General features: G+C 70.5%; 17 protein-coding genes. 14 read left to right on the forward strand and 3 right to left on the reverse strand.

Annotated features, from left to right (window positions below):
* Positions 1-74 precede the first annotated feature (74 nt).
* From ACWCP8_RS28540 to ACWCP8_RS28565, 6 genes are all read left to right on the forward strand, one after another.
* Complete coding sequence (locus tag ACWCP8_RS28540) at positions 75-740, forward strand: hypothetical protein (protein WP_352262669.1); 666 nt, start codon at positions 75-77, stop codon at positions 738-740.
* Positions 741-2933, forward strand: coding sequence for a bifunctional polysaccharide deacetylase/glycosyltransferase family 2 protein (locus ACWCP8_RS28545; protein WP_451118967.1), 2193 nt, complete (start codon positions 741-743; stop codon positions 2931-2933).
* Positions 2930-4171, forward strand: a complete 1242-nt coding sequence (locus ACWCP8_RS28550) for an acyltransferase family protein (RefSeq protein ID WP_451118969.1) — start codon at positions 2930-2932, stop codon at positions 4169-4171. Before ACWCP8_RS28545 ends, ACWCP8_RS28550 begins: the two co-directional genes overlap by 4 nt.
* A 145-nt stretch (positions 4172-4316) precedes the next feature.
* The gene (locus ACWCP8_RS28555; protein ID WP_352262663.1) at positions 4317-5648 is read left to right on the forward strand and encodes a nitrate/nitrite transporter; all 1332 of its coding nucleotides are present in this window, start codon (positions 4317-4319) and stop codon (positions 5646-5648) included.
* Between the two features lie 126 nt (positions 5649-5774).
* The gene (locus ACWCP8_RS28560) at positions 5775-6920 is read left to right on the forward strand and encodes a uroporphyrinogen-III synthase (RefSeq protein ID WP_352262661.1); all 1146 of its coding nucleotides are present in this window, start codon (positions 5775-5777) and stop codon (positions 6918-6920) included.
* Between the two features lie 17 nt (positions 6921-6937).
* Complete coding sequence (locus ACWCP8_RS28565) at positions 6938-7525, forward strand: GNAT family N-acetyltransferase (RefSeq protein ID WP_352262659.1); 588 nt, start codon at positions 6938-6940, stop codon at positions 7523-7525.
* Between the two features lie 19 nt (positions 7526-7544).
* On the opposite strand, the gene ACWCP8_RS28570 is transcribed toward ACWCP8_RS28565, so the two are convergent.
* The gene (locus ACWCP8_RS28570; protein ID WP_352262657.1) at positions 7545-8087 is read right to left on the reverse strand and encodes a GNAT family N-acetyltransferase; all 543 of its coding nucleotides are present in this window, start codon (positions 8085-8087) and stop codon (positions 7545-7547) included.
* A 120-nt stretch (positions 8088-8207) separates the two neighbouring features.
* Here ACWCP8_RS28570 and ACWCP8_RS28575 point away from each other — a divergent pair, with 120 nt between their 5' ends.
* From ACWCP8_RS28575 to ACWCP8_RS28600, 6 genes are all read left to right on the forward strand, one after another.
* Positions 8208-8819, forward strand: a complete 612-nt coding sequence (locus ACWCP8_RS28575; RefSeq protein WP_451119011.1) for a CGNR zinc finger domain-containing protein — start codon at positions 8208-8210, stop codon at positions 8817-8819.
* Between the two features lie 89 nt (positions 8820-8908).
* The gene (locus ACWCP8_RS28580; protein WP_093776749.1) at positions 8909-9496 is read left to right on the forward strand and encodes a sigma-70 family RNA polymerase sigma factor; all 588 of its coding nucleotides are present in this window, start codon (positions 8909-8911) and stop codon (positions 9494-9496) included.
* Positions 9493-10410 carry an anti-sigma factor family protein gene (locus tag ACWCP8_RS28585; RefSeq protein ID WP_352262655.1) on the forward strand — a complete coding sequence of 306 codons (918 nt, stop codon included), beginning with the start codon at positions 9493-9495 and terminating at the stop codon, positions 10408-10410. Before ACWCP8_RS28580 ends, ACWCP8_RS28585 begins: the two co-directional genes overlap by 4 nt.
* A gap of 130 nt (positions 10411-10540) precedes the next feature.
* Positions 10541-12949 carry a HelD family protein gene (locus ACWCP8_RS28590; protein WP_451118972.1) on the forward strand — a complete coding sequence of 803 codons (2409 nt, stop codon included), beginning with the start codon at positions 10541-10543 and terminating at the stop codon, positions 12947-12949.
* 405 nt (positions 12950-13354) lie between these two features.
* Positions 13355-14791: an NAD-dependent malic enzyme gene (locus tag ACWCP8_RS28595; RefSeq protein WP_352262652.1), complete on the forward strand. Its 1437-nt coding sequence runs from the start codon at positions 13355-13357 to the stop codon at positions 14789-14791.
* Between the two features lie 421 nt (positions 14792-15212).
* Positions 15213-15494 carry an HU family DNA-binding protein gene (locus tag ACWCP8_RS28600; RefSeq protein ID WP_003968811.1) on the forward strand — a complete coding sequence of 94 codons (282 nt, stop codon included), beginning with the start codon at positions 15213-15215 and terminating at the stop codon, positions 15492-15494.
* A 257-nt stretch (positions 15495-15751) separates the two neighbouring features.
* Here ACWCP8_RS28600 and murA read toward each other — a convergent pair whose 3' ends face one another.
* Positions 15752-17092: a UDP-N-acetylglucosamine 1-carboxyvinyltransferase gene (gene murA, locus ACWCP8_RS28605; RefSeq protein WP_352262650.1), complete on the reverse strand. Its 1341-nt coding sequence runs from the start codon at positions 17090-17092 to the stop codon at positions 15752-15754.
* Positions 17093-17369: 277 nt separating this feature from the next.
* Between murA and ACWCP8_RS28610 the strand changes: the two genes are divergently transcribed.
* On the forward strand, positions 17370-17930 hold the full coding sequence (locus ACWCP8_RS28610) for a YqgE/AlgH family protein (RefSeq protein ID WP_352262648.1): 561 nt from the start codon (positions 17370-17372) through the stop codon (positions 17928-17930).
* A gap of 29 nt (positions 17931-17959) precedes the next feature.
* The gene (locus tag ACWCP8_RS28615; RefSeq protein WP_352262647.1) at positions 17960-18253 is read left to right on the forward strand and encodes a DUF3039 domain-containing protein; all 294 of its coding nucleotides are present in this window, start codon (positions 17960-17962) and stop codon (positions 18251-18253) included.
* Between the two features lie 66 nt (positions 18254-18319).
* Here ACWCP8_RS28615 and ACWCP8_RS28620 read toward each other — a convergent pair whose 3' ends face one another.
* Positions 18320-18754: a zinc ribbon domain-containing protein gene (locus tag ACWCP8_RS28620; RefSeq protein WP_451118975.1), complete on the reverse strand. Its 435-nt coding sequence runs from the start codon at positions 18752-18754 to the stop codon at positions 18320-18322.
* Between the last annotated feature and the right edge of the window lie 162 nt (positions 18755-18916).

Consider the following 18916-nt stretch of genomic DNA (forward strand, 5'->3'; position numbering starts at 1 on the left):
GCACCTGTCCGTCGGTACGTAACTGGCTCAAACGTGCGCACCCGTTTTTCTGAGTGGGGGATGTGCCTACACCTGTGGAAAATTGGCGTGAAGGTGCCCGTACCGGGTACACGCACGAGTCGAACGATGTCACCGTCCAGCTCGACGGTCTCGGACGTCAGCTCTCCGAACTAACTGCCGAACCAGGAGTCCCCGAAGGCTCCGACGGTCCGGTCTTCGTCGACGAGAGCGGTCGGCGCAGCAAGACGTTCAGGCGTCTGGGCTGGGTCCTTGCCGCGGTCTGCGCCTGCTACGCGGTGACGCTGGTCGTGGCCCTGCTCGGCGGCAGTTCCAGCGCGCCGTGGCTGCCGCTCTCCGGTCAGAAACAGCACAAGAAGGCGGACGAGGTCCCGGTGCCGCCCGCTCCGTCGGGCAGCGCCGACGCGGTCGTGCCGGTGGGCGCGGCACCGGGCGCCGTGGAGACGGAGCAGGTGGTCGGCGGCAGTGCGACGCCTTCGGCCGGCGCCGGTTCCGGCAGCGCGTCCGCGCCCGGCAAGGACCCGTCGAAGCCGGCCGCCGTCGTACCGCCGAAGGCCGGCACCGCCACCGGCGGGGGCAAGAAGCCGGAACCGGGGACCCCGACCCCCGGGCCGCCCGCCGCCACCACGACGCCCCCCGTCGATCCCAGTCCCACCGGGACGCCGACATCGCCCGTCGAGTCCCCGGATACTCCTGTGCAAGAGCAAGAAGGCGCCCAGTAAATGACCACCCCCGCCTCGCGGGGCAGGCACAACAGACAGAAGCGGAACCAGCGGCGCAGGCTCCCCATGCGCTATCTGCTGCCATCCGTGTTTCTCGTTGTCCTGCTCGCCATGCTGATGTTGCGCGGCTACGTGCACAGTGAAATCCTCGCCGACCACCGGGTCCAGGCCCCGGCGCCCACCGACCAGGTGCCCGACGCGATCCTCGACGGCGGCCCGGTCATCGACGCCCGGAGCGCCACCGCGCCCGCCAAGGCGCTGCGCATCCCCGATCACCGGATCGTGCTGACCTTCGACGACGGACCGGATCCGGTGTGGACCCCGCAGGTCCTCGACGCGCTGAAGAAGTACGACGCGCACGGCGTCTTCTTCGTCACCGGAACGATGGCCTCGCGCTACCCCGGCCTCGTCCAGCGCATCGTCGACGAGGGGCACGAGGTCGGGCTGCACACCTTCAACCACCCGGATCTCTCCTACCAGTCGCACTCCCGTATCGACTGGGAGCTGTCCCAGAGCCAGCTGGTACTGGCGGGCGCGGCAGGCATCCGTACGTCCCTGTTCCGGCCGCCGTACTCGTCGTTCGCCGACGCCATGGACAACAAGTCCTGGCCGGTCACCCAGTACGTCGGCACGCGCGGCTACCTCACCGTCGTCAACAACACCGACAGCGAGGACTGGAAGCGCCCAGGGATCCCCGCGATCATCGAACAGGCCACCCCCAAGGGTGGCAAGGGCGCCGTCATCCTGATGCACGACTCCGGCGGCGACCGGTCCCAGACCGTGGCCGCCCTGGGCGAGTTCCTGCCGCAGATGCAGCAGCGGGGCTACACGTTCACCAACCTCACCACCGCCCTCGGCGCCCCCAGCGCGCACACCCCTGTGACCGGGTTCGCACTGTGGAAGGGCAGGGCGTTCGTCTTCACCGTCGATCTCGCGGAGAAAATCACCGACGTGCTGGTGGCCGGGCTCACCGTCATCGGGGTGCTCGTCCTCGTCCGCTTCGGACTGATGCTGCTGCTGTCCTTCCTGCACTCCCGGAAGGTCCGCAGGAGGGACTTCAGCTGGGGGCCCGCGTTCCGCCGACCCGTCTCGGTGCTCGTGCCCGCGTACAACGAACGCGAGTGCATCGCCAACACCGTGCGTTCCCTGGTGGCGAGCGAGCACCCTATCGAGATCATCGTCATCGACGACGGCTCGGCGGACGGCACGGCGGACATCGTCGAGGCGATGCGGCTGCCGAACGTCCGCGTCATCCGCCAGCGCAACGCCGGCAAGGCCGCCGCCCTCAACAACGGCATCGCGCACGCCCGCCACGACATCGTCGTGATGATGGACGGCGACACGGTCTTCGAACCGGCCACCGTCCGTGAGCTGGTCCAGCCGTTCGCCGACCCGAAGGTCGGTGCCGTCGCCGGGAACGCCAAGGTCGGCAACCGCGACTCGCTGATCGGCGCCTGGCAGCACATCGAGTACGTGATGGGCTTCAACCTCGACCGCCGGATGTACGACATGCTGCGCTGCATGCCGACCATCCCCGGCGCGGTCGGCGCCTTCCGCCGCGACGCGCTGGACCGGATCGGCGGTATGAGCGAGGACACCCTCGCCGAGGACACCGATGTCACGATGGCGCTGCACCGCGACGGCTGGCAGGTCGTCTACGCGGAGAACGCCCGCGCCTGGACCGAGGCGCCGGAGACCGTGCAGCAGCTGTGGTCGCAGCGGTACCGGTGGTCGTACGGCACCATGCAGGCGATCTGGAAGCACCGCCGTGCCGTCGTCGAGCGCGGCCCGTCCGGCCGCTTCGGGCGCGTCGGTCTGCCGTTCGTCGCCCTGTTCATGGTCGTCGCCCCGCTGCTCGGGCCCCTCATCGATGTCTTCCTGCTGTACGGACTGGTCTTCGGCCCCACCCAGAGGACCGTCGGCGCCTGGCTCGGCGTCCTCGCGGTGCAGGCCGTCTGCGCCGCGTACGCCTTCCGGCTCGACAGGGAACGCATGACGCATCTGATCTCGCTGCCCCTCCAGCAGATCCTCTACCGGCAGCTCATGTACGTGGTGCTGCTCCAGTCCTGGATCACCGCGCTCACCGGCGGCCGGCTGCGCTGGCAGAAGCTTCGCCGTACGGGAGTGGTGCAGGCGCCAGGCGTGATGGTGGGCTGGCGCCGGCGCAGCAACGATCGGAGCCCCGTCGCATGACGAGCAGTTACACCCCGGCGTTCCCCCCGCCCCGCCCGGCCCCGGCGCCCGCCCGGTCCGCCCCACCGGCACCGGAGGCGTCCGCGCCGGCCGCCCCGAAGCGGCCGGGCCGCGACCGCTACCTCGACCTGCTGCGCGCCGTCGCCCTCGTCCGCGTCGTCGTCTTCCACATCTTCGGCTGGGCCTGGCTGACGGTCGTGTTCCCCTCCATGGGCGTCATGTTCGCCCTTGCGGGTTCGCTGATGGCGCGCTCGCTGGGCCGCCCCGCCCCGGCCGTCGTGCGGGCCCGGCTCCGCCGTCTGCTGCCCCCGATGTGGGCGTTGGCCGCAGTCGTCGTCCCGGTCATGTTCGCCCTCGGCTGGAAGCCCCTGAAGGAGCAGGGCATCTGGTGGTTCATCAAGCTGGGCTGCTACCTCCTCCCGGTCGGCGCCCCGCCCCACCCCTGGGAGAGCGGCTCGCCGGGCGGCTGGCTGGAGGAGTCCTGGGCGGACCAGGCCGTCGGGCCGCTCTGGTACATCCGTGCCTACCTCTGGTTCGTGCTCGCCTCGCCGCTGCTGCTGAGGGCCTTCCGCAGACTGCCCTGGGCGACGCTGCTCGCCCCGCTCGGTCTCACCGCCGTGATCGGCACCGGACTGGTCACCGTGCCCGGGGAGACCGGCGAGGCGCTCGTCGACTTCGCGGTGTTCGGCTCCTGCTGGGTCCTCGGCTTCGCCCACCACGACGGAGTTCTGAAGAAGGTCCCGCGCTATCTGACGGTCTCGCTCGCCGCGTTCCTGATGGCGTTCGGACTGTGGTGGGCCGCTGGGCATCTGACGCAGGAGGGCTGGAACCTCGACGAGATCCCGCTGGCCCAGGCGGCCTGGTCGCTCGGCTTCTGCGCGATTCTGCTCCAGTACGCACCGTCCTGGCAGCAGCTCCCCGGCAGGCTGGCCCGGTGGGACAGCCTGATCACCCTCGCCAACAACCGTGCGGTGACGATCTACCTCTGGCACAACCTGCTGATCATGGCGACCTCGCCGCTCATCGACCAGCTGTGGAGCATTCCTTGGGTCGGTGACCGCATCGGTACGTACATCGAGTCCTCGTACGCGGTGCTGATGCTGCTTCTGGTCTGGCCGCTGCTGGCGCTGATGATCCTCGCGGTCGGCTGGGTCGAGGACGTCGCGGCGAAGCGCAGCCCCCGGCTGTGGCCCACCGGCGCGTCCACGAGGCGGAAGAACGCACCGGCCCCGCAGTGACCGGCCTTCTCCTCACCGGGCCGCCCCCGGCCCGGTGAGAGCAAGGTTGCCCACCGGTCACCTCGCGGCACCGCACCGAAACGAGCGCTCCCTAGCGTCGAGGCAGACGACCCGACACCCGTGGAACGCGAACCGTGGAGGCGTGATGGCCGGCAGGTGGATCGAGCAGTGGGAGCCGGAGGACGAGATCTTCTGGCAGGAGAAGGGCGAGCGGATCGCCCGCCGGAATCTGTGGTTCTCCGTGCTCTCCGAGCACATCGGGTTCTCGATCTGGACCCTGTGGTCGGTGATGGTGCTGTTCATGGGGCCGGAGTACGGGGTCGACCCGGCCGGGAAGTTCTTCCTGATCTCGACGGCGACGCTGGTCGGGGCCCTGGTCCGGGTCCCGTACACGTTCGCCGTCGCCAGGTTCGGCGGGCGGAACTGGACGGTGATCAGCGCCCTGACCCTCCTCGTGCCGACCGTCGCCGCGTACCTGGTGATGGAGCCCGGGACCTCGTACACCACCTTCCTCGTGGTGGCCGGGCTCGCCGGGATCGGCGGCGGCAACTTCGCCTCGTCGATGACGAACATCAACGCCTTCTTCCCGCTCCGCAAGAAGGGCTGGGCGCTCGGGCTCAACGCGGGCGGCGGCAACATCGGCGTACCCGTCGTGCAGCTCGTCGGGCTGCTGGTGATCGGCACGGCGGGCGCCACCCACCCGCGGTTCGTGCTCGCCGTGTACGTACCGCTGATCGTCGTCGCCGCGCTGTGCGCCGCGTCCTTCATGGACAACCTGGCGCCCGTGCAGAACGACACCGGGGCGGCGAAGGACGCCGTCCGCGACCCGCACACCTGGATCATGGCGGTGCTCTACATCGGCACCTTCGGCTCTTTCATCGGCTACAGCTTCGCCTTCGGGCTGGTCCTGCAGACCCAGTTCGGCCGGACCCCGCTGCAGGCCGCCTCGCTCACCTTCATCGGCCCGCTGCTCGGCTCGCTCATCCGGCCCGCGGGAGGGTGGCTCGCCGACCGCTACGGCGGCGCCCGGATCACCCTGTGGAACTTCGCCGCGATGGCCGCAGCGACCGGCGTCGTCGTGTACGCCTCCGGCATCGAGTCGCTCGCCGTGTTCCTCCTCGGGTTTATCGCCCTCTTCGTCCTGACCGGGCTGGGCAACGGATCGACGTACAAGATGATCCCCGGCATCTTCCATGCCAAGGCGATCGCCCAGGGGCTGCGGGGCGAGGAGGCCGCGGCCCACGGGCGACGGCTGTCCGGGGCGGCCATGGGACTCATCGGCGCCGTCGGCGCGCTCGGCGGGCTCGCCATCAACCTCGCGTTCCGGCAGTCCTTCCAGACCGCGGGCACGGGGACGGCGGCCTTCTGGACCTTCCTCGCCTTCTACGGGGTGTGTTTCACGGTCACTTGGGCGGTATACCTTCGCCGCGCCGCCGCCGTCCCCGCGAAGCCGCAGCTCAGCTACGCCGAAGTGTGATCATGACCGTCCGGCGTCGGTACGACGTAACGGGCGGGAAATACGGGTGAACCGAGCCTGTCACGCTTTTTTGGCAGTCTCGGTCCTCCGCATCAACGAGCAGCGGGACGAGAGCCGGTAGACCACATGCGCGACGACGAACAGCACGGGCCCCTCGCGGGTTTCACGGTCGGGGTGACCGCCGCACGCCGCGCGGACGAACTCGGCACCCTGTTGCAGCGACGGGGTGCCACCGTCGTACACGCGCCCGCCCTGCGGATCGTGCCGCTCGCCGACGACAGCGAACTCCTCGCAGCCACCGAGGAACTCATCGACCAGGTCCCCGACGTGGTCGTCGCGACCACCGCGATCGGCTTCCGCGGCTGGATCGAGGCCGCCGACGGCTGGGGCATCGGCGACCGGCTGCTGGACCGGCTGCGCACGGTCGAACTGCTGGCCCGCGGACCGAAGGTGAAGGGTGCCGTCCGGGCCGCCGGGCTCACCGAGGCCTGGTCGCCCGGCTCCGAGTCCATGGCCGAGGTCCTGGAGCGGCTCCTCGACGAGGGCGTCGAGGGCCGCCGCATCGCACTCCAGCTGCACGGCGAACCACTGCCGGGCTTCGTCGAGTCGCTGCGGGCGGGCGGCGCCGAAGTCGTCGTCGTACCCGTCTACCGCTGGATGGAACCCGAGGACCTCGCCCCGCTGGACCGGCTGCTCGACATCACCGCCGCCCGCGGCCTGGACGCGCTCACCTTCACCAGCGCCCCGGCCGCCGCCTCCTTCCTGAACCGGGCCGGGAAGCGTGGGCTGCTCCCGGAGATCCTGGGCGCCCTGCAGGGCGAAGTCGTCTCGGCCTGCGTCGGCCCGGTCACCGCACTGCCGCTGCAGGCCCGCGGCATCGACACCATCCAGCCGGAACGCTTCCGGCTCGGCCCGCTCGTCCAGCTGCTCTGCCGCGAACTGCCCGGTGGCGCCCGTACGTTGCCGGTCGCCGGGCACCGGGTGGAGATCCGCGGTCACGCGGTGCTCGTCGACGACGAACTGCGCCCCGTGCCGCCCGCCGGCATGGCCCTGCTGCACACCCTGGCCCGCAGGCCGGGCTGGGTGGTGGCCCGCGCGGACCTGCTGCGCGCCCTGCCCGGCAGTGGTACGGACGAGCACGCCGTGGAGACGGCGATGGCCCGGCTGCGTACGGCACTCGGTGTGCCCCGGCTGATCCAGACGGTCGTCAAGCGCGGCTACCGGCTGGCGCTGGACCCGGCGGCGGCGGACGCCAAGTACGCGGAATCCTGAGGCGTTACCGTGCAGGGATGACCACCGACACCCACCTGCTCGGCACGGAGATACGACTCCGTCCCGCCACCATGGCCGACGCCGCCTCTCTCGCCGATTCGCTGACCCGCAGCCGCGCGTACCTGCAGCCCTGGGAACCCGTGCGTCCCGACGCCTTCTACACCGAGAAGGGGCAGCAGGAGCGCCTGGCCGGTGTGCTGGCGGATCATGAGGCCGGGCGTGTGATGCCGTGGGTGCTCGCCGACGCCGACGACCGGGCGATGGGCGGGTTCACGCTCACCAACATCGTGCTGGGGCCGTTCCGCAGCGCCAGCCTCGGCTACTGGGTCGATGTCGCGTACGCAGGCCGGGGCCTTGCCACCGCAGCCGTTGCGCAGGTCTGCACGGCGGCCAGGGACGTGCTGCGGCTGCACCGGGTGGAGGCCTCGACCTTGCTCGACAACAAGGCGTCGCAGCGGGTGCTCGCCAAGTCCGGCTTCGAGGTGATCGGTATGGCTCCGCGCTATCTGCACATCAACGGTGACTGGCGCGACTGCCGGCTGTTCCAGCGGATCCTCCACGACGGTCCGGTCGAAGGACCGGCCGGCCGGCCGGCCGCCGGCTGACGGCCGGCCCGGTCAGCCCTCAGTCCGCCTCCCGGACGTGGCGGTGCCCGTCGAGCGGCCACGGCGGGCGGGCCGGGAGGATCTCCGCGAAGGCGTACCCGCTCTTCACGGCGACCCGGCACGAGGCGCGGTTGCCCTCCTGGTGGAGCAGGTCGAGCCGCCGCAGACCGTCGTCGGCGAAGGTGGTGAACGCCCAGCCGGTGAGCGCTTCGACCGCCTGCGGGGCGAGCCCGCGGCCCCGGGCCCGCGCCGCCGTCCAGTAGCCGACCTCGGCCGAACCGGAGCCGGGCGCCGGGTACTTCAGCGCCACATTGCCGACCGGTCGGCCGTCGAGGTCCGCGTCGACGACGGCGAAGCTGAACCGGGTGCCGGACTCCCGGCCCTCGGTCTGGACTCGCAGCCAGCGTTCCGCGTCCGCTTCGTCCGTGACGAGATCCCGCAGCCGGTCGCGCATCGTGGGATCGCGGTAGGCCTCGACCAGCGCAGGTATGTCGTCCCGGCACCAGGGCCGCAGCAACAGGGGGCCGGCCGAGAACGCGCCCGCCCGGAGATCGTCGCTCATGTCTTCACCGTACGGGGGAGCCCGGCCACGACCCGGCCGGTGGGAGGGGTTCCGGGCCGGGCCGGCGACGGGCACTCTGGTGGTGGCTACCACCGGTGACTCCGAGGCGGTGACATGCGCATGACGGCGGGCAAGGGCTCGTACGACTGGCGGTTCGACTCAGGGCGGCTCTGCCTGGACCTGGTGGCGACGGGGATCGGCACCTCCGGCGCCTGCGAACTGCTCGATGGGGCGGACCGGCTCGCCGACTGGCTGGTGGCCACCGGACTCGTACCGGAGGACACCCGCCTCGACGCCGTCGACGACACCTGGCTGGCGAGCTTCCGGCAGCTGCGCACAGGCGTCGACCTGTTGCTGACCGCCGAGCTCGGCGGCCGCGACGCCGACGGCGCGCTGGAACGCGTCAACGAACTTGCCGCCGGAGCTCCGCCGGGGGTGCAGGCCGTGCGCGCCCGGAACGGTCTGCTGGTACGGGCACTGAGCGCCGACCCCGAATGCCGGGCGCTGCTGTCCGCAGTCGCCCGCGACGTCGTGGAGCTCCTGACCGACCCGGTCGCGCGGGCCGGGCTCCGACGCTGCGAGGGCGACACCTGCCGGCGGCTCTACCTCGATACGTCACGGGGGCGGCGGCGGCGCTGGTGCTCCAGCGAGGTGTGCGGGAACCGGGAGCGCGTGGCCCGGCACCGGCGCCGGGCGGCGGAGGCCACGGTCCCGGCGGAGCTCACCTCGTAAAAAATCTCGGAACTGTGTTGAATGGATCGGGCCCCGTCTCCGTATTCGATGGCCAAGGAGCTCTACAGGGTCTCGACCGGGAGGTTCGGGTGCGCAAGGATGCGGCCGTGGCCGATGACCGTCCGCACAGGGCTCGACATCGCAGTGAACCGCCCCCGTCTCCCTCCGCCGTCCCCGACGAGGAGCTGATGCGGGCGCTCTACCGCGAACACGCCGGACCGCTGCTCGCGTACGTGCTCCGCCTCGTCGCCGGCGACCGTCAGCGTGCCGAGGACGTGGTGCAGGAAACACTCATCCGTGCCTGGAAGAACGCCGGTCAGCTCAACCGGGCGACCGGCTCTGTCCGCCCCTGGCTGGTGACGGTCGCCCGGCGCATCGTCATCGACGGCCACCGCAGCCGGCAGGCCCGGCCGCACGAGGTCGATCCGTCGCCGCTGGAGGTCATTCCCGCGGAGGACGAGATTGACAAGGCGCTGTGGCTGATGACGCTCTCGGATGCGCTCGACGACTTGACCCCCGCCCATCGGGAAGCATTGGTCGAGACCTACTTCAAGGGACGTACGGTCAATGAGGCTGCCGAGGTGCTCGGCATACCCAGCGGCACGGTGCGTTCCCGGGTCTTCTACGCACTGCGCTCGATGAAGCTCGCACTCGAAGAGAGGGGGATCACGGCATGAGCGACCACGAGTGGGAGCCTTTCGGGCCCCGGCCGACCGGTCCCTCCGGCCCCACCGGTCCCACAGTTCCGCGCGGCCGCCCGGGAATCCCCAACAGCTTCGGCGGCCCCGGCGGCTTCGACGCAGCCCGCGGCCCCGGTTCCGGTGGAGCCACCGAAGGCCCGGAGCACGACGCCGCCGGCGCGTACGTCCTGGGCATCCTGGACGAGGCCGAGGCCTCCGCGTTCGAGGAGCATCTGGCCGGCTGCGCGCTCTGCGCCGCCCATCTCGACGAGTTCGCCGGCATGGAACCCATGCTCGCGATGCTCGCCGAGGCCCCCGCCGCCGTACCGGGCGCCCGTCCCGTCCCGCACGTCCCCGAGCCGCCCGCCCCCCGGGTGCTCGACCGGTTGGTCGACGAGGTCGCGACCAGGCGGGCCAGGCGGCGGCGCCGCGGCATGTATCTGGTGGCGGCCGCCGCGGCGCTGATCATCGGCGGTCCGGTGGTCGCCGTCGTGGCCACCGGCGGCGACAGCGGCTCGAACCAGGCGGCCGACCCGCACCCCACCAGCCCCGCCGAGGACGCGTTCTTTCACCACATGACGGAGAAGGTGCAGGCCACCGATCCCGTCACCAAGGTCGAGGCCACGGTCGGCATGGAGAAGAAGGCGTGGGGCACGCACGCCGTGCTGCAGCTCAATAACGTCACGGGGCCGGAGAAGTGCAGCCTGATCGCCGTCTCGAAGACCGGCGAGGAGGAGGTCGTCACCTCCTGGTCCGTACCGAAGTGGGGCTACGGCATCAAGGACTCCCCGCACCCGACCGCGCAATATCCGCTCTATGTCCACGGCGGCGCGGCGATGGACCGTGCCGACATCGACCATTTCGAGGTGCGCACCTTCGACGGAAAGCGGCTGGTGGACATCGACGCATAACCGCCCGACCGGGGCCCGACGCACAATCGAGACCTCCCACGAGCCATATCGGCGCTCGTGGAAGGTGCGCGGCGGGGTTTCCTTCGCATAGGGTTGACGGCTGCCCAATGCACGTCAGAAGGGGGCCTCGGTGGCCGCGCAGGATGCCGCTGTCGATTCGTTGCGGGACCGGGAAATCGGTGTCGAGCAGGAACATCTCGACCGTGTTTATCACCGCCTTGAGGAGAAGATCCACGAGGCGGAATTTCTCATGAACGATGCCGTCAAGCGCGGCCAGGTCGGTACGCCCGGCGCGCTCGCCGAGCGTGATGCCCAGGTGTTCCGGGCCGGGATCCACCTCAATCGGCTGAACAGCGAGTTCGAGGACTTCCTCTTCGGGAGGATCGATCTGCTGCTCGGCAAGGACGGCGAGCGCGGCCCGGACGGCGCGTTCACCTCCGTCGAACCGGCCGACAACGCCGTGCGCGACGACAGCACGGCCGATATCGCGGAGACGCTCCACATCGGCCGGATCGGGGTCCTCGACTCCGACTACGCGCCGCTGGTCATCGACTGGCGGGCACCGGCCGCCGCGCCGTTCTACCGGTCGACGCCGAAGGATCCGGGCCGGGTGGTACGCCGCCGGGTCATCCGCTCCAAGGGCCGCAAGGTCCTCGGGGTCGAGGACGACCTGATGCGCCCGGAGCTGACCTCGTACAAGGACGGCGACAAACTGCCCGTCATCGGCGACGGCGCGCTGATGGCGGCGCTCGGCCAGGCCCGCAGCCACACCATGCGGGACATCGTCTCGTCCATCCAGGCCGAGCAGGATCTGGTGATCCGGGCGCCCGCCGCCTCCGTCACCGAGGTCTCCGGCGGCCCGGGCACCGGCAAGACCGCCGTCGCCCTGCACCGTGCCGCGTATCTGCTCTACCAGGACCGGCGGCGGTACGCGGGCGGCATCCTCGTCGTCTCGCCGACCCCGCTGCTCGTCGCGTACACCGAGGGCGTGCTGCCCTCGCTCGGCGAGGAGGGGCAGGTCGCGATCCGCGCGGTCGGCTCGCTCTCCGACGAGGCGGCGGGCGTCGAGGGTGCCACCACGTACGACGAACCGGCCGTCGCCCGGATCAAGGGCTCCTCCCGGATGCTCCAGGTGCTGCGCAAGGCGGCCCGCGGGGCGCTGGAACAACCGCGGACCCCGGGCATGTCCCAGGGCGGCCAGGACGGCCAGCTGTCGTTCGGTGACGCGGACGGCACCGACGTCTTCGAGGACGAGACGGCCGCGCCCCTCACCACCCTCACCCGCCTGCGCGTGGTCGCCTTCGGCGCCCGCGTCGAGCTGAACGCCGACGAGCTCCACCGCATCCGGCAGTCCGTACTCGGCGGCACCACCCCGGTCAACCTGCTGCGCCCCCGCGCCCGCAGGCTGCTGCTGGACGCCCTGTGGAACAAGTCGTCCGGCCGGGGCCGCTACACCGACCCCGAGCTGGCCGCGGAACTGCGCTCCTCCTTCGACGAGGACGTCTCCACCGAGACGCCGTTCATCGACTTCCTGAACGCCTGGTGGCCCGAGCTCACCCCGCGCGGGGTGCTCGCCGCGATGGCCGATGAGAAGCGGCTCGGCCGCTGGGCGCGCCGGGTCCTCAACCAGGGTGAGGTGCGCCGCCTCGCCCGCTCGCTGAAGCGGCTCGACAGTGCGGGCCGGGGCCCCCTGTCCGTACACGACGTGGCGATCCTCGACGAGCTGCACGCGCTGCTCGGCACCCCGCACCGGCCGAAGAAGAGGCGCGAGTTCGATCCGCTGGACCAGCTCTCGGGTCTGGAGGAGCTGATGCCGCAGCGTGAGGAGACCCAGCGCGAGCGGGCCGAGCGGCTCGCGGCGGAGCGTACGGAGTACACGCACGTCATCGTCGACGAGGCGCAGGACCTGACCCCGATGCAGTGGCGCATGGTCGGCCGCCGCGGCCGTACCGCCACCTGGACGATCGTCGGCGACCCGGCTCAGTCCTCCTGGTCCGATCCCGACGAGGCGGCCGAGGCGCGCGACGAGGCGCTCGGCAACCGCCCGCGCCGCCGCTTCACCCTCACCGTCAACTACCGGAACCCGGCGGAGATCGCGGAGCTCGCGGCGAAGGTCCTGGCGCTCGCCATGCCCGGAATGGAGTCCCCGGCCGCGGTCCGTTCGACGGGAGTGCAGCCCCGCTTCGAGGCCGTACGCGACGGCGATCTGGCCGGGGTCGTACGGGAGGAGGCGCGGCGGCTGCTCGGCGAGGTGGACGGCACGGTCGGTGTCGTCGTCGCGATGAACCGGCGCGCGCAGGCCCGCAAGTGGCTCGCGGAGCTCGGCGACCGGGTGGTGGCGCTCGGCAGCCTGGAGGCGAAGGGCCTGGAGTACGACGCCACGGTCGTCGTCTCGCCGGCGGAGATCGCCGACGAGTCGCCGGCCGGTCTGCGGGTGCTGTACGTGGCGCTGACCCGCGCGACGCAGCAGCTCACGGTGGTGTCGGGGGAGCGGGACCTGCCCGACGAGGACGGCGTTCCGGATCTGCTCAGGGACTGACGGGCAAGTCAACCTGCATGCGGGAATCACTTATCCCGGGGACTTTGTTAGCCTGGTGTCGGCACCGGCTCGATCCAAGCCCCCGGGCCCAACCTTCGTCGCTACGAGCGACCACTTGCCGCGAGGCGAGCATGGCGGGTCGGTGCCGCTCAAGTGAAAAAGACAGACCCGTGTCACCTTCCGGTGGTGCGGGTCTGTTTTTGTTGGTGGCCCGGTCCGGCAGCCGCGTCCTGAGGCTGCCGGGGTTCCGCGAAGAGATCAAATCTCGTATGGTGGAAAACTCTTTCCGAAAAGTGGCAGTCATTACCGGCTACCAGCCAGTAGGTGCGAACATCGGGAAGCGTGATCCGAGGCGAGGGCCCCGGCCGCGCAGCAATGAAGCTAGGGAAAGCGAAGGACTCGGCCATGGCAACGGCGCCCAGCGTCTCGTACTCGATGACGGTCAGGCTGGAGGTGCCCGCGAGCGGTACCGCGGTCTCCCAGCTCACCACGGCCGTGGAGTCCTCCGGTGGTTCGGTCACCGGCCTCGATGTGACCGCTTCCGGTCACGAGAAGCTGCGGATCGACGTCACCATCGCGGCCTCGTCCACCGCGCACGCGGACGAGATCGTCGAAGGTCTGCGCGACATCGAAGGTGTCGTGCTGGGCAAGGTCTCCGACCGTACGTTCCTGATGCACCTCGGCGGCAAGATCGAGATGGCGTCCAAGCACCCCATCCGCAACCGTGACGACCTCTCGATGATCTACACCCCGGGTGTGGCGCGGGTCTGCATGGCGATTGCCGAGAACCCCGAGGACGCCCGCCGTCTCACCATCAAGCGCAACTCCGTCGCAGTTGTGACGGACGGCTCCGCCGTGCTGGGCCTCGGCAACATCGGCCCGATGGCGGCCCTGCCGGTGATGGAGGGCAAGGCGGCCCTCTTCAAGCGGTTCGCCGGCATCGACGCCTGGCCGATCTGCCTGGACACCCAGGACACCGACGCGATCGTCGAAATCGTCAAGGCGATCGCCCCCGGCTTCGCGGGCATCAACCTGGAGGACATCTCCGCACCCCGCTGCTTCGAGATCGAGGCACGGCTGCGCGAGGCCCTCGACATCCCCGTCTTCCACGACGACCAGCACGGCACCGCGATCGTCGTGCTGGCCGCCCTGACCAACGCACTGCGCGTGGTGGGCAAGGGAATTGGGGACGTACGCGTCGTCATGTCCGGCGCCGGAGCGGCCGGTACGGCCATCCTGAAGCTGCTCATCGCCGCCGGCGTCAAGCACGCCGTCGTCGCCGACATCCACGGCGTGGTGCACGCGGGCCGCGAGGACCTGGTCTCCGCCGACCCCGACTCGCCGCTGCGCTGGATCGCCGACAACACCAACCCGGAGTCGATGACCGGCACGCTCAAGGAGGCCGTCGTCGGCGCCGACGTCTTCATCGGCGTCTCCGCTCCGAACGTGCTGGACGGCAATGACGTCGCGGCGATGGCGGACGGCGCGATCGTGTTCGCGCTCGCGAACCCGGACCCCGAGGTGGACCCGGCAATCGCCCGCCAGACCGCGGCAGTTGTCGCCACCGGGCGCTCCGACTTCCCGAACCAGATCAACAATGTGCTGGTCTTCCCGGGTGTCTTCCGCGGTCTGCTGGACGCTCAGTCCCGCACGGTCAACACGGAGATGATGCTCGCCGCGGCCGGTGCCCTCGCCGAGACGGTTGCCGAGGACGAGCTGAACCGGAACTACATCATCCCGTCGGTCTTCAACGACAAGGTCGCGGGCGCGGTCGCCGGCGCCGTCCGCGCGGCCGCGAAGGCCGCTGGAGGCGCTGTGACGGGCGCGGCGAACTCCATGTGAACCCACCACTTCCCTTACCCGCCACGGCCCCTGTCGGGGGCCGTGGCGGGCTGTGGCGGGCCCCACGTCGGCCTGCCCCACGGCGCGTCGCGGGTCGCGGGGCCCCAAACGCCCCTTTAGGGTGGGCGGGCAGCGAGCCCCGCAGGACCCCGCACCCGCTGTGGACCCGCCGCGGGGCGCTCCAGCATCTGCTGAGGGCCGCTTCAGGGAGTCGACGGAACGTCACCACGACGAGGCAGTGGCGGCTTTCGTGTGACTCCGGAGGGTGCCGGATTGGCTTTCCCGCCGCAGGTGGGGGCAGGATGCGTATTCGGGCGCGAGGGTCTGACGTCAGACCCGGGTCCGGGGACTGTCCGAGGGCCCTGGCAGCATCGGCTTCGATCTCACGCCTCACAGGCAAGAAGAACACGGGAGTAACAACATGAACCGCAGTGAGCTGGTGGCCGCCCTGGCCGACCGTGCCGAGGTGACCCGCAAGGACGCCGACGCCGTGCTGGCCGCGCTCGCCGAGACCGTCGGTGAGATCGTCGCCAAGGGCGACGAGAAGGTCACCATCCCCGGCTTCCTGACCTTCGAGCGCACCCACCGTGCCGCTCGCACCGCTCGTAACCCGCAGACCGGCGACCCGATCAACATCCCGGCCGGCTACAGCGTGAAGGTCTCCGCGGGCTCGAAGCTCAAGGAAGCCGCCAAGGGCAAGTAAGCCCCGTAGGCACGACGGAGGGCGGTCACCCCGACCAGGGTGACCGCCCTTCGGCGTACGGACCGCAGAATCCGCTCCAAGGCCGCTCCAAGGCCGCTGCAGGGCCGCTGCAGGGCCGCTGTGGGGCCACTGCCGGGCCGTGCGAGGTTCTGGCGTCGGAAGAGCCGTGTGCGCGAGCCCCGACGGCGAACGAGAAGCGGGGGCCCGGGGCAGTGCCCCGAACCCCCGCGTCGGTCCTGACCGTCGGGCGCCCGCCCTCAGACCAGTGACCCGCCCGGCAGCTCCACCTTCGCGCCCAGCTTCTCCAGCTTGTCCATGAAGTTCTCGTAGCCACGGTTGATCAGGTCGATGCCGTGAACCCGGGACGTGCCCTGCGCCGCCAGCGCGGCGATCAGGTACGAGAACCCGCCGCGCAGGTCCGGGATGACCAGATCCGCGCCCTGCAGCTTCGTCGGCCCGGACACGACCGCCGAGTGCAGGAAGTTCCGCTGGCCGAAGCGGCAGTCGGAGCCGCCCAGGCACTCGCGGTAGAGCTGGATGTGCGCCCCCATCTGGTTGAGCGCGGACGTGAAGCCGAGCCGGGACTCGTACACCGTCTCGTGGACGATGGACAGGCCCGCGGCCTGCGTCAGCGCCACCACCAGCGGCTGCTGCCAGTCGGTCTGGAAGCCGGGGTGTACGTCCGTCTCCAGGGCGATGGCGTTCAGCGCGCCGCCCGGGTGCCAGAAGCGGATGCCCTCGTCGTCGATCTCGAAAGCGCCGCCGACCCGGCGGAACGTGTTCAGGAACGTCATCATCGAGCGCTGCTGTGCGCCGCGCACATAGATGTTGCCCTCGGTGGCGAGCGCCGCGGACGCCCAGGAGGCCGCCTCCAGGCGGTCCGGGATCGCCCGGTGCGTGTAACCGTCGAGCCGGTCGACACCGGTGATCCGGATCGTCCGGTCGGTGTCCATCGAGATGATCGCGCCCATCTTCTGCAGCACGCAGATGAGGTCCTCGATCTCCGGTTCCACGGCCGCGTTGGACAGCTCGGTGACACCCTCGGCGAGCACGGCTGTCAGCAGCACCTGCTCGGTGGAGCCCACCGACGGGTACGGCAGCCGGATCTTCGTACCGCGCAGCCGCTGAGGGGCCTCCAGGTACTGGCCGTCCGCCCGCTTCTCGATCGTCGCGCCGAACCGCCGCAGCACGTCGAAGTGGAAGTCGATCGGCCGTCCGCCGATGTCACAGCCGCCGAGTCCCGGAATGAACGCGTGACCCAGCCGGTGCAGCAGCGGGCCGCAGAAGAGGATCGGGATGCGCGACGAGCCCGCGTGGGCATCGATGTCGGCGACGTTCGCGCTCTCGACATGGGTGGGGTCCAGAATCAGCTCGCCCGGCTCGTCACCGGGGCGGACCGTCACACCGTGCAGCTGCAGCAGGCCCCGCACGACCCGCACATCGCGGATGTCGGGAACATTGCGCAGCCGGCTGGGCCCGCTGCCGAGCAGCGCGGCGACCATCGCCTTCGGCACCAGGTTCTTGGCGCCTCGGACGCGGATCTCGCCCTCCAGCGGGGTTCCGCCGTGGACAAGCAGGACATCGTCTGTGCCGGTCATGAATCTCGCGTTCCGGAGTGGTCGGGCAGGGGGCCAACCGAAAGGGTAATGGGCAGGTACCCCCCTGCCATAAGGCTACGGGCGGTGTACGAACGTCATGAATCCGCCACAACACGCTCTGCTTGCCGAGCCTTGCGGAGGGTCACCGTCCGCAAGTGCCTTTCGGACCCTGCGTTCTTCGTGCACCCGTGCGCCCTGAGCTGCGCTCGGGCCCCGTTCGGCACCCGGCGCACCACTTGGTCCCCACGGAGGGCGAAGATGCGGGATCATTTCTGCCATGACCGAGGTGTCCTCGCTCACAGGGCGACTGCTCGTGGCCACACCCGCCCTGACGGACCCGAATTTCGACCGCGCGGTGGTGCTGCTCCTCGACCACGACGAGGAGGGCTCGCTCGGCGTGGTCCTGAACCGCCCGACCCCGGTCGGTGTCGGTGACATCCTCGTGTCCTGGGCCGACCTGACCGCTGAGCCGGACGTCGTCTTCCAGGGCGGCCCCGTCTCGCTCGACTCGGCGCTCGGCGTCGCGGTGATCCCCGGTGACGAGGGACCGCTCGGCTGGCGACGGGTGTACGGCGCGATCGGTCTGGTGGACCTGGAGGCCCCGCCCGAGCTGCTGGCCGCTGCGCTCGGCTCGCTGCGGATCTTCGCCGGATACGCGGGCTGGGGACCCGGACAGCTGGAGACGGAGCTGACCGAGGGGGCCTGGTACGTGGTGGAGTCGGAGCCCGGAGACGTCTCCTCGCCGCGTCCGGAACAGCTGTGGCGGGCGGTCCTGCGCCGTCAGCGCAGCGAGCTCGCCATGATCGCCACCTATCCGGACGACCCTTCGCTCAACTGAAGCCCGGACCTTTCAGTACCCTGGCTGTTATGAGCACTCTTGAGCCCGAGCGCGGGGCAGGTACGGGGACCCTCGTAGAGCCGACGCCGCAGGTGTCGAGCGGCGACGGCGACCACGAGCGCTACGCCCATTACGTCCAGAAGGACAAGATCATGGCGAGCGCCCTGGAGGGCACCCCCGTGGTCGCACTGTGCGGGAAGGTCTGGGTACCGGGGCGCGACCCCAAGAAGTATCCGGTCTGTCCCATGTGCAAGGAGATCTACGAGTCCATGGGCGCCGGTGGCGACAAGGACAAGGGCAAGGGCGGCAAGGACAAGAATTGACGATCCTCTCCCGGCTCCGAAGCCGGGAGAGTCCCTTTTGGCTACCTGGAAGTGGCCGGTTGGGTGTCACGCGTCCGCCTCCGCCGGAGGGCGGGACTCCGGCACCAAGGGGTGTCTGCGCGTGCTGTTGTTGACCGAGCCACCCTCCCCCATAGCCCGAAGGGCATGGGAGGTGCCCCCCTGGCGGGCTCGGGCCTCGATCTCGACCGAGGCGTTGTGATCAGCGTCGTCCTCGTGCCCGCAGTGCGCGCATGCGAACAGTCGGCCACAGCCCTTGCGGGACTGCGGATCCGCCCGACCGCAGGCCGCGCAGGTCTGCGAGGCGTGAAACGGCGGCACCGGTCGCAGCTCGGAGTCGTACGGGCGGCACTTGTATTCCAGCTGCCGCCTGCGTTCACCGGGGCAGTTGTCGAGCATGGATCGGTTGAGTCCGGCCTTCTGCCTTACGTTGCGGCCGGGTTGCTTTGCGGCGCCCTTGGCGCCGGCGGTCAAGTTCGTCACGCCGGGAACCGGGCCAGGTGTCCGGAGTTGAAGAAGTTGTCGAACGCCGCGTCCAGATGCCGCAACACCTGCTGGCCGGACTGCACGGGGAGTTCGGCCGGCCAAGTCAGCTCACTCGAGGCGGCTCCTCTCGCCGCATGCGCCAGATGTCCTTCACCTCCG

It is taken from the genome of Streptomyces sp. NPDC002206, from assembly GCF_053593595.1.

Bases quoted from the DNA above. Each gene is read 5' to 3' on its own strand.
- ACWCP8_RS28545 (WP_451118967.1), top strand. From the start codon at position 741: ATGACCACCCCCGCCTCGCGGGGCAGGCACAACAGACAGAAGCGGAAC.
- ACWCP8_RS28550 (WP_451118969.1), top strand. From the start codon at position 2,930: ATGACGAGCAGTTACACCCCGGCGTTCCCCCCGCCCCGCCCGGCCCCG.
- ACWCP8_RS28555 (WP_352262663.1), top strand. From the start codon at position 4,317: ATGGCCGGCAGGTGGATCGAGCAGTGGGAGCCGGAGGACGAGATCTTC.
- ACWCP8_RS28560 (WP_352262661.1), top strand. From the start codon at position 5,775: ATGCGCGACGACGAACAGCACGGGCCCCTCGCGGGTTTCACGGTCGGG.
- ACWCP8_RS28565 (WP_352262659.1), top strand. From the start codon at position 6,938: ATGACCACCGACACCCACCTGCTCGGCACGGAGATACGACTCCGTCCC.
- ACWCP8_RS28570 (WP_352262657.1), bottom strand. From the start codon at position 8,087: ATGAGCGACGATCTCCGGGCGGGCGCGTTCTCGGCCGGCCCCCTGTTG.
- ACWCP8_RS28575 (WP_451119011.1), top strand. From the start codon at position 8,208: ATGACGGCGGGCAAGGGCTCGTACGACTGGCGGTTCGACTCAGGGCGG.
- ACWCP8_RS28585 (WP_352262655.1), top strand. From the start codon at position 9,493: ATGAGCGACCACGAGTGGGAGCCTTTCGGGCCCCGGCCGACCGGTCCC.
- ACWCP8_RS28595 (WP_352262652.1), top strand. From the start codon at position 13,355: ATGGCAACGGCGCCCAGCGTCTCGTACTCGATGACGGTCAGGCTGGAG.
- ACWCP8_RS28600 (WP_003968811.1), top strand. From the start codon at position 15,213: ATGAACCGCAGTGAGCTGGTGGCCGCCCTGGCCGACCGTGCCGAGGTG.
- murA (WP_352262650.1), bottom strand. From the start codon at position 17,092: ATGACCGGCACAGACGATGTCCTGCTTGTCCACGGCGGAACCCCGCTG.
- ACWCP8_RS28610 (WP_352262648.1), top strand. From the start codon at position 17,370: ATGACCGAGGTGTCCTCGCTCACAGGGCGACTGCTCGTGGCCACACCC.
- ACWCP8_RS28615 (WP_352262647.1), top strand. From the start codon at position 17,960: ATGAGCACTCTTGAGCCCGAGCGCGGGGCAGGTACGGGGACCCTCGTA.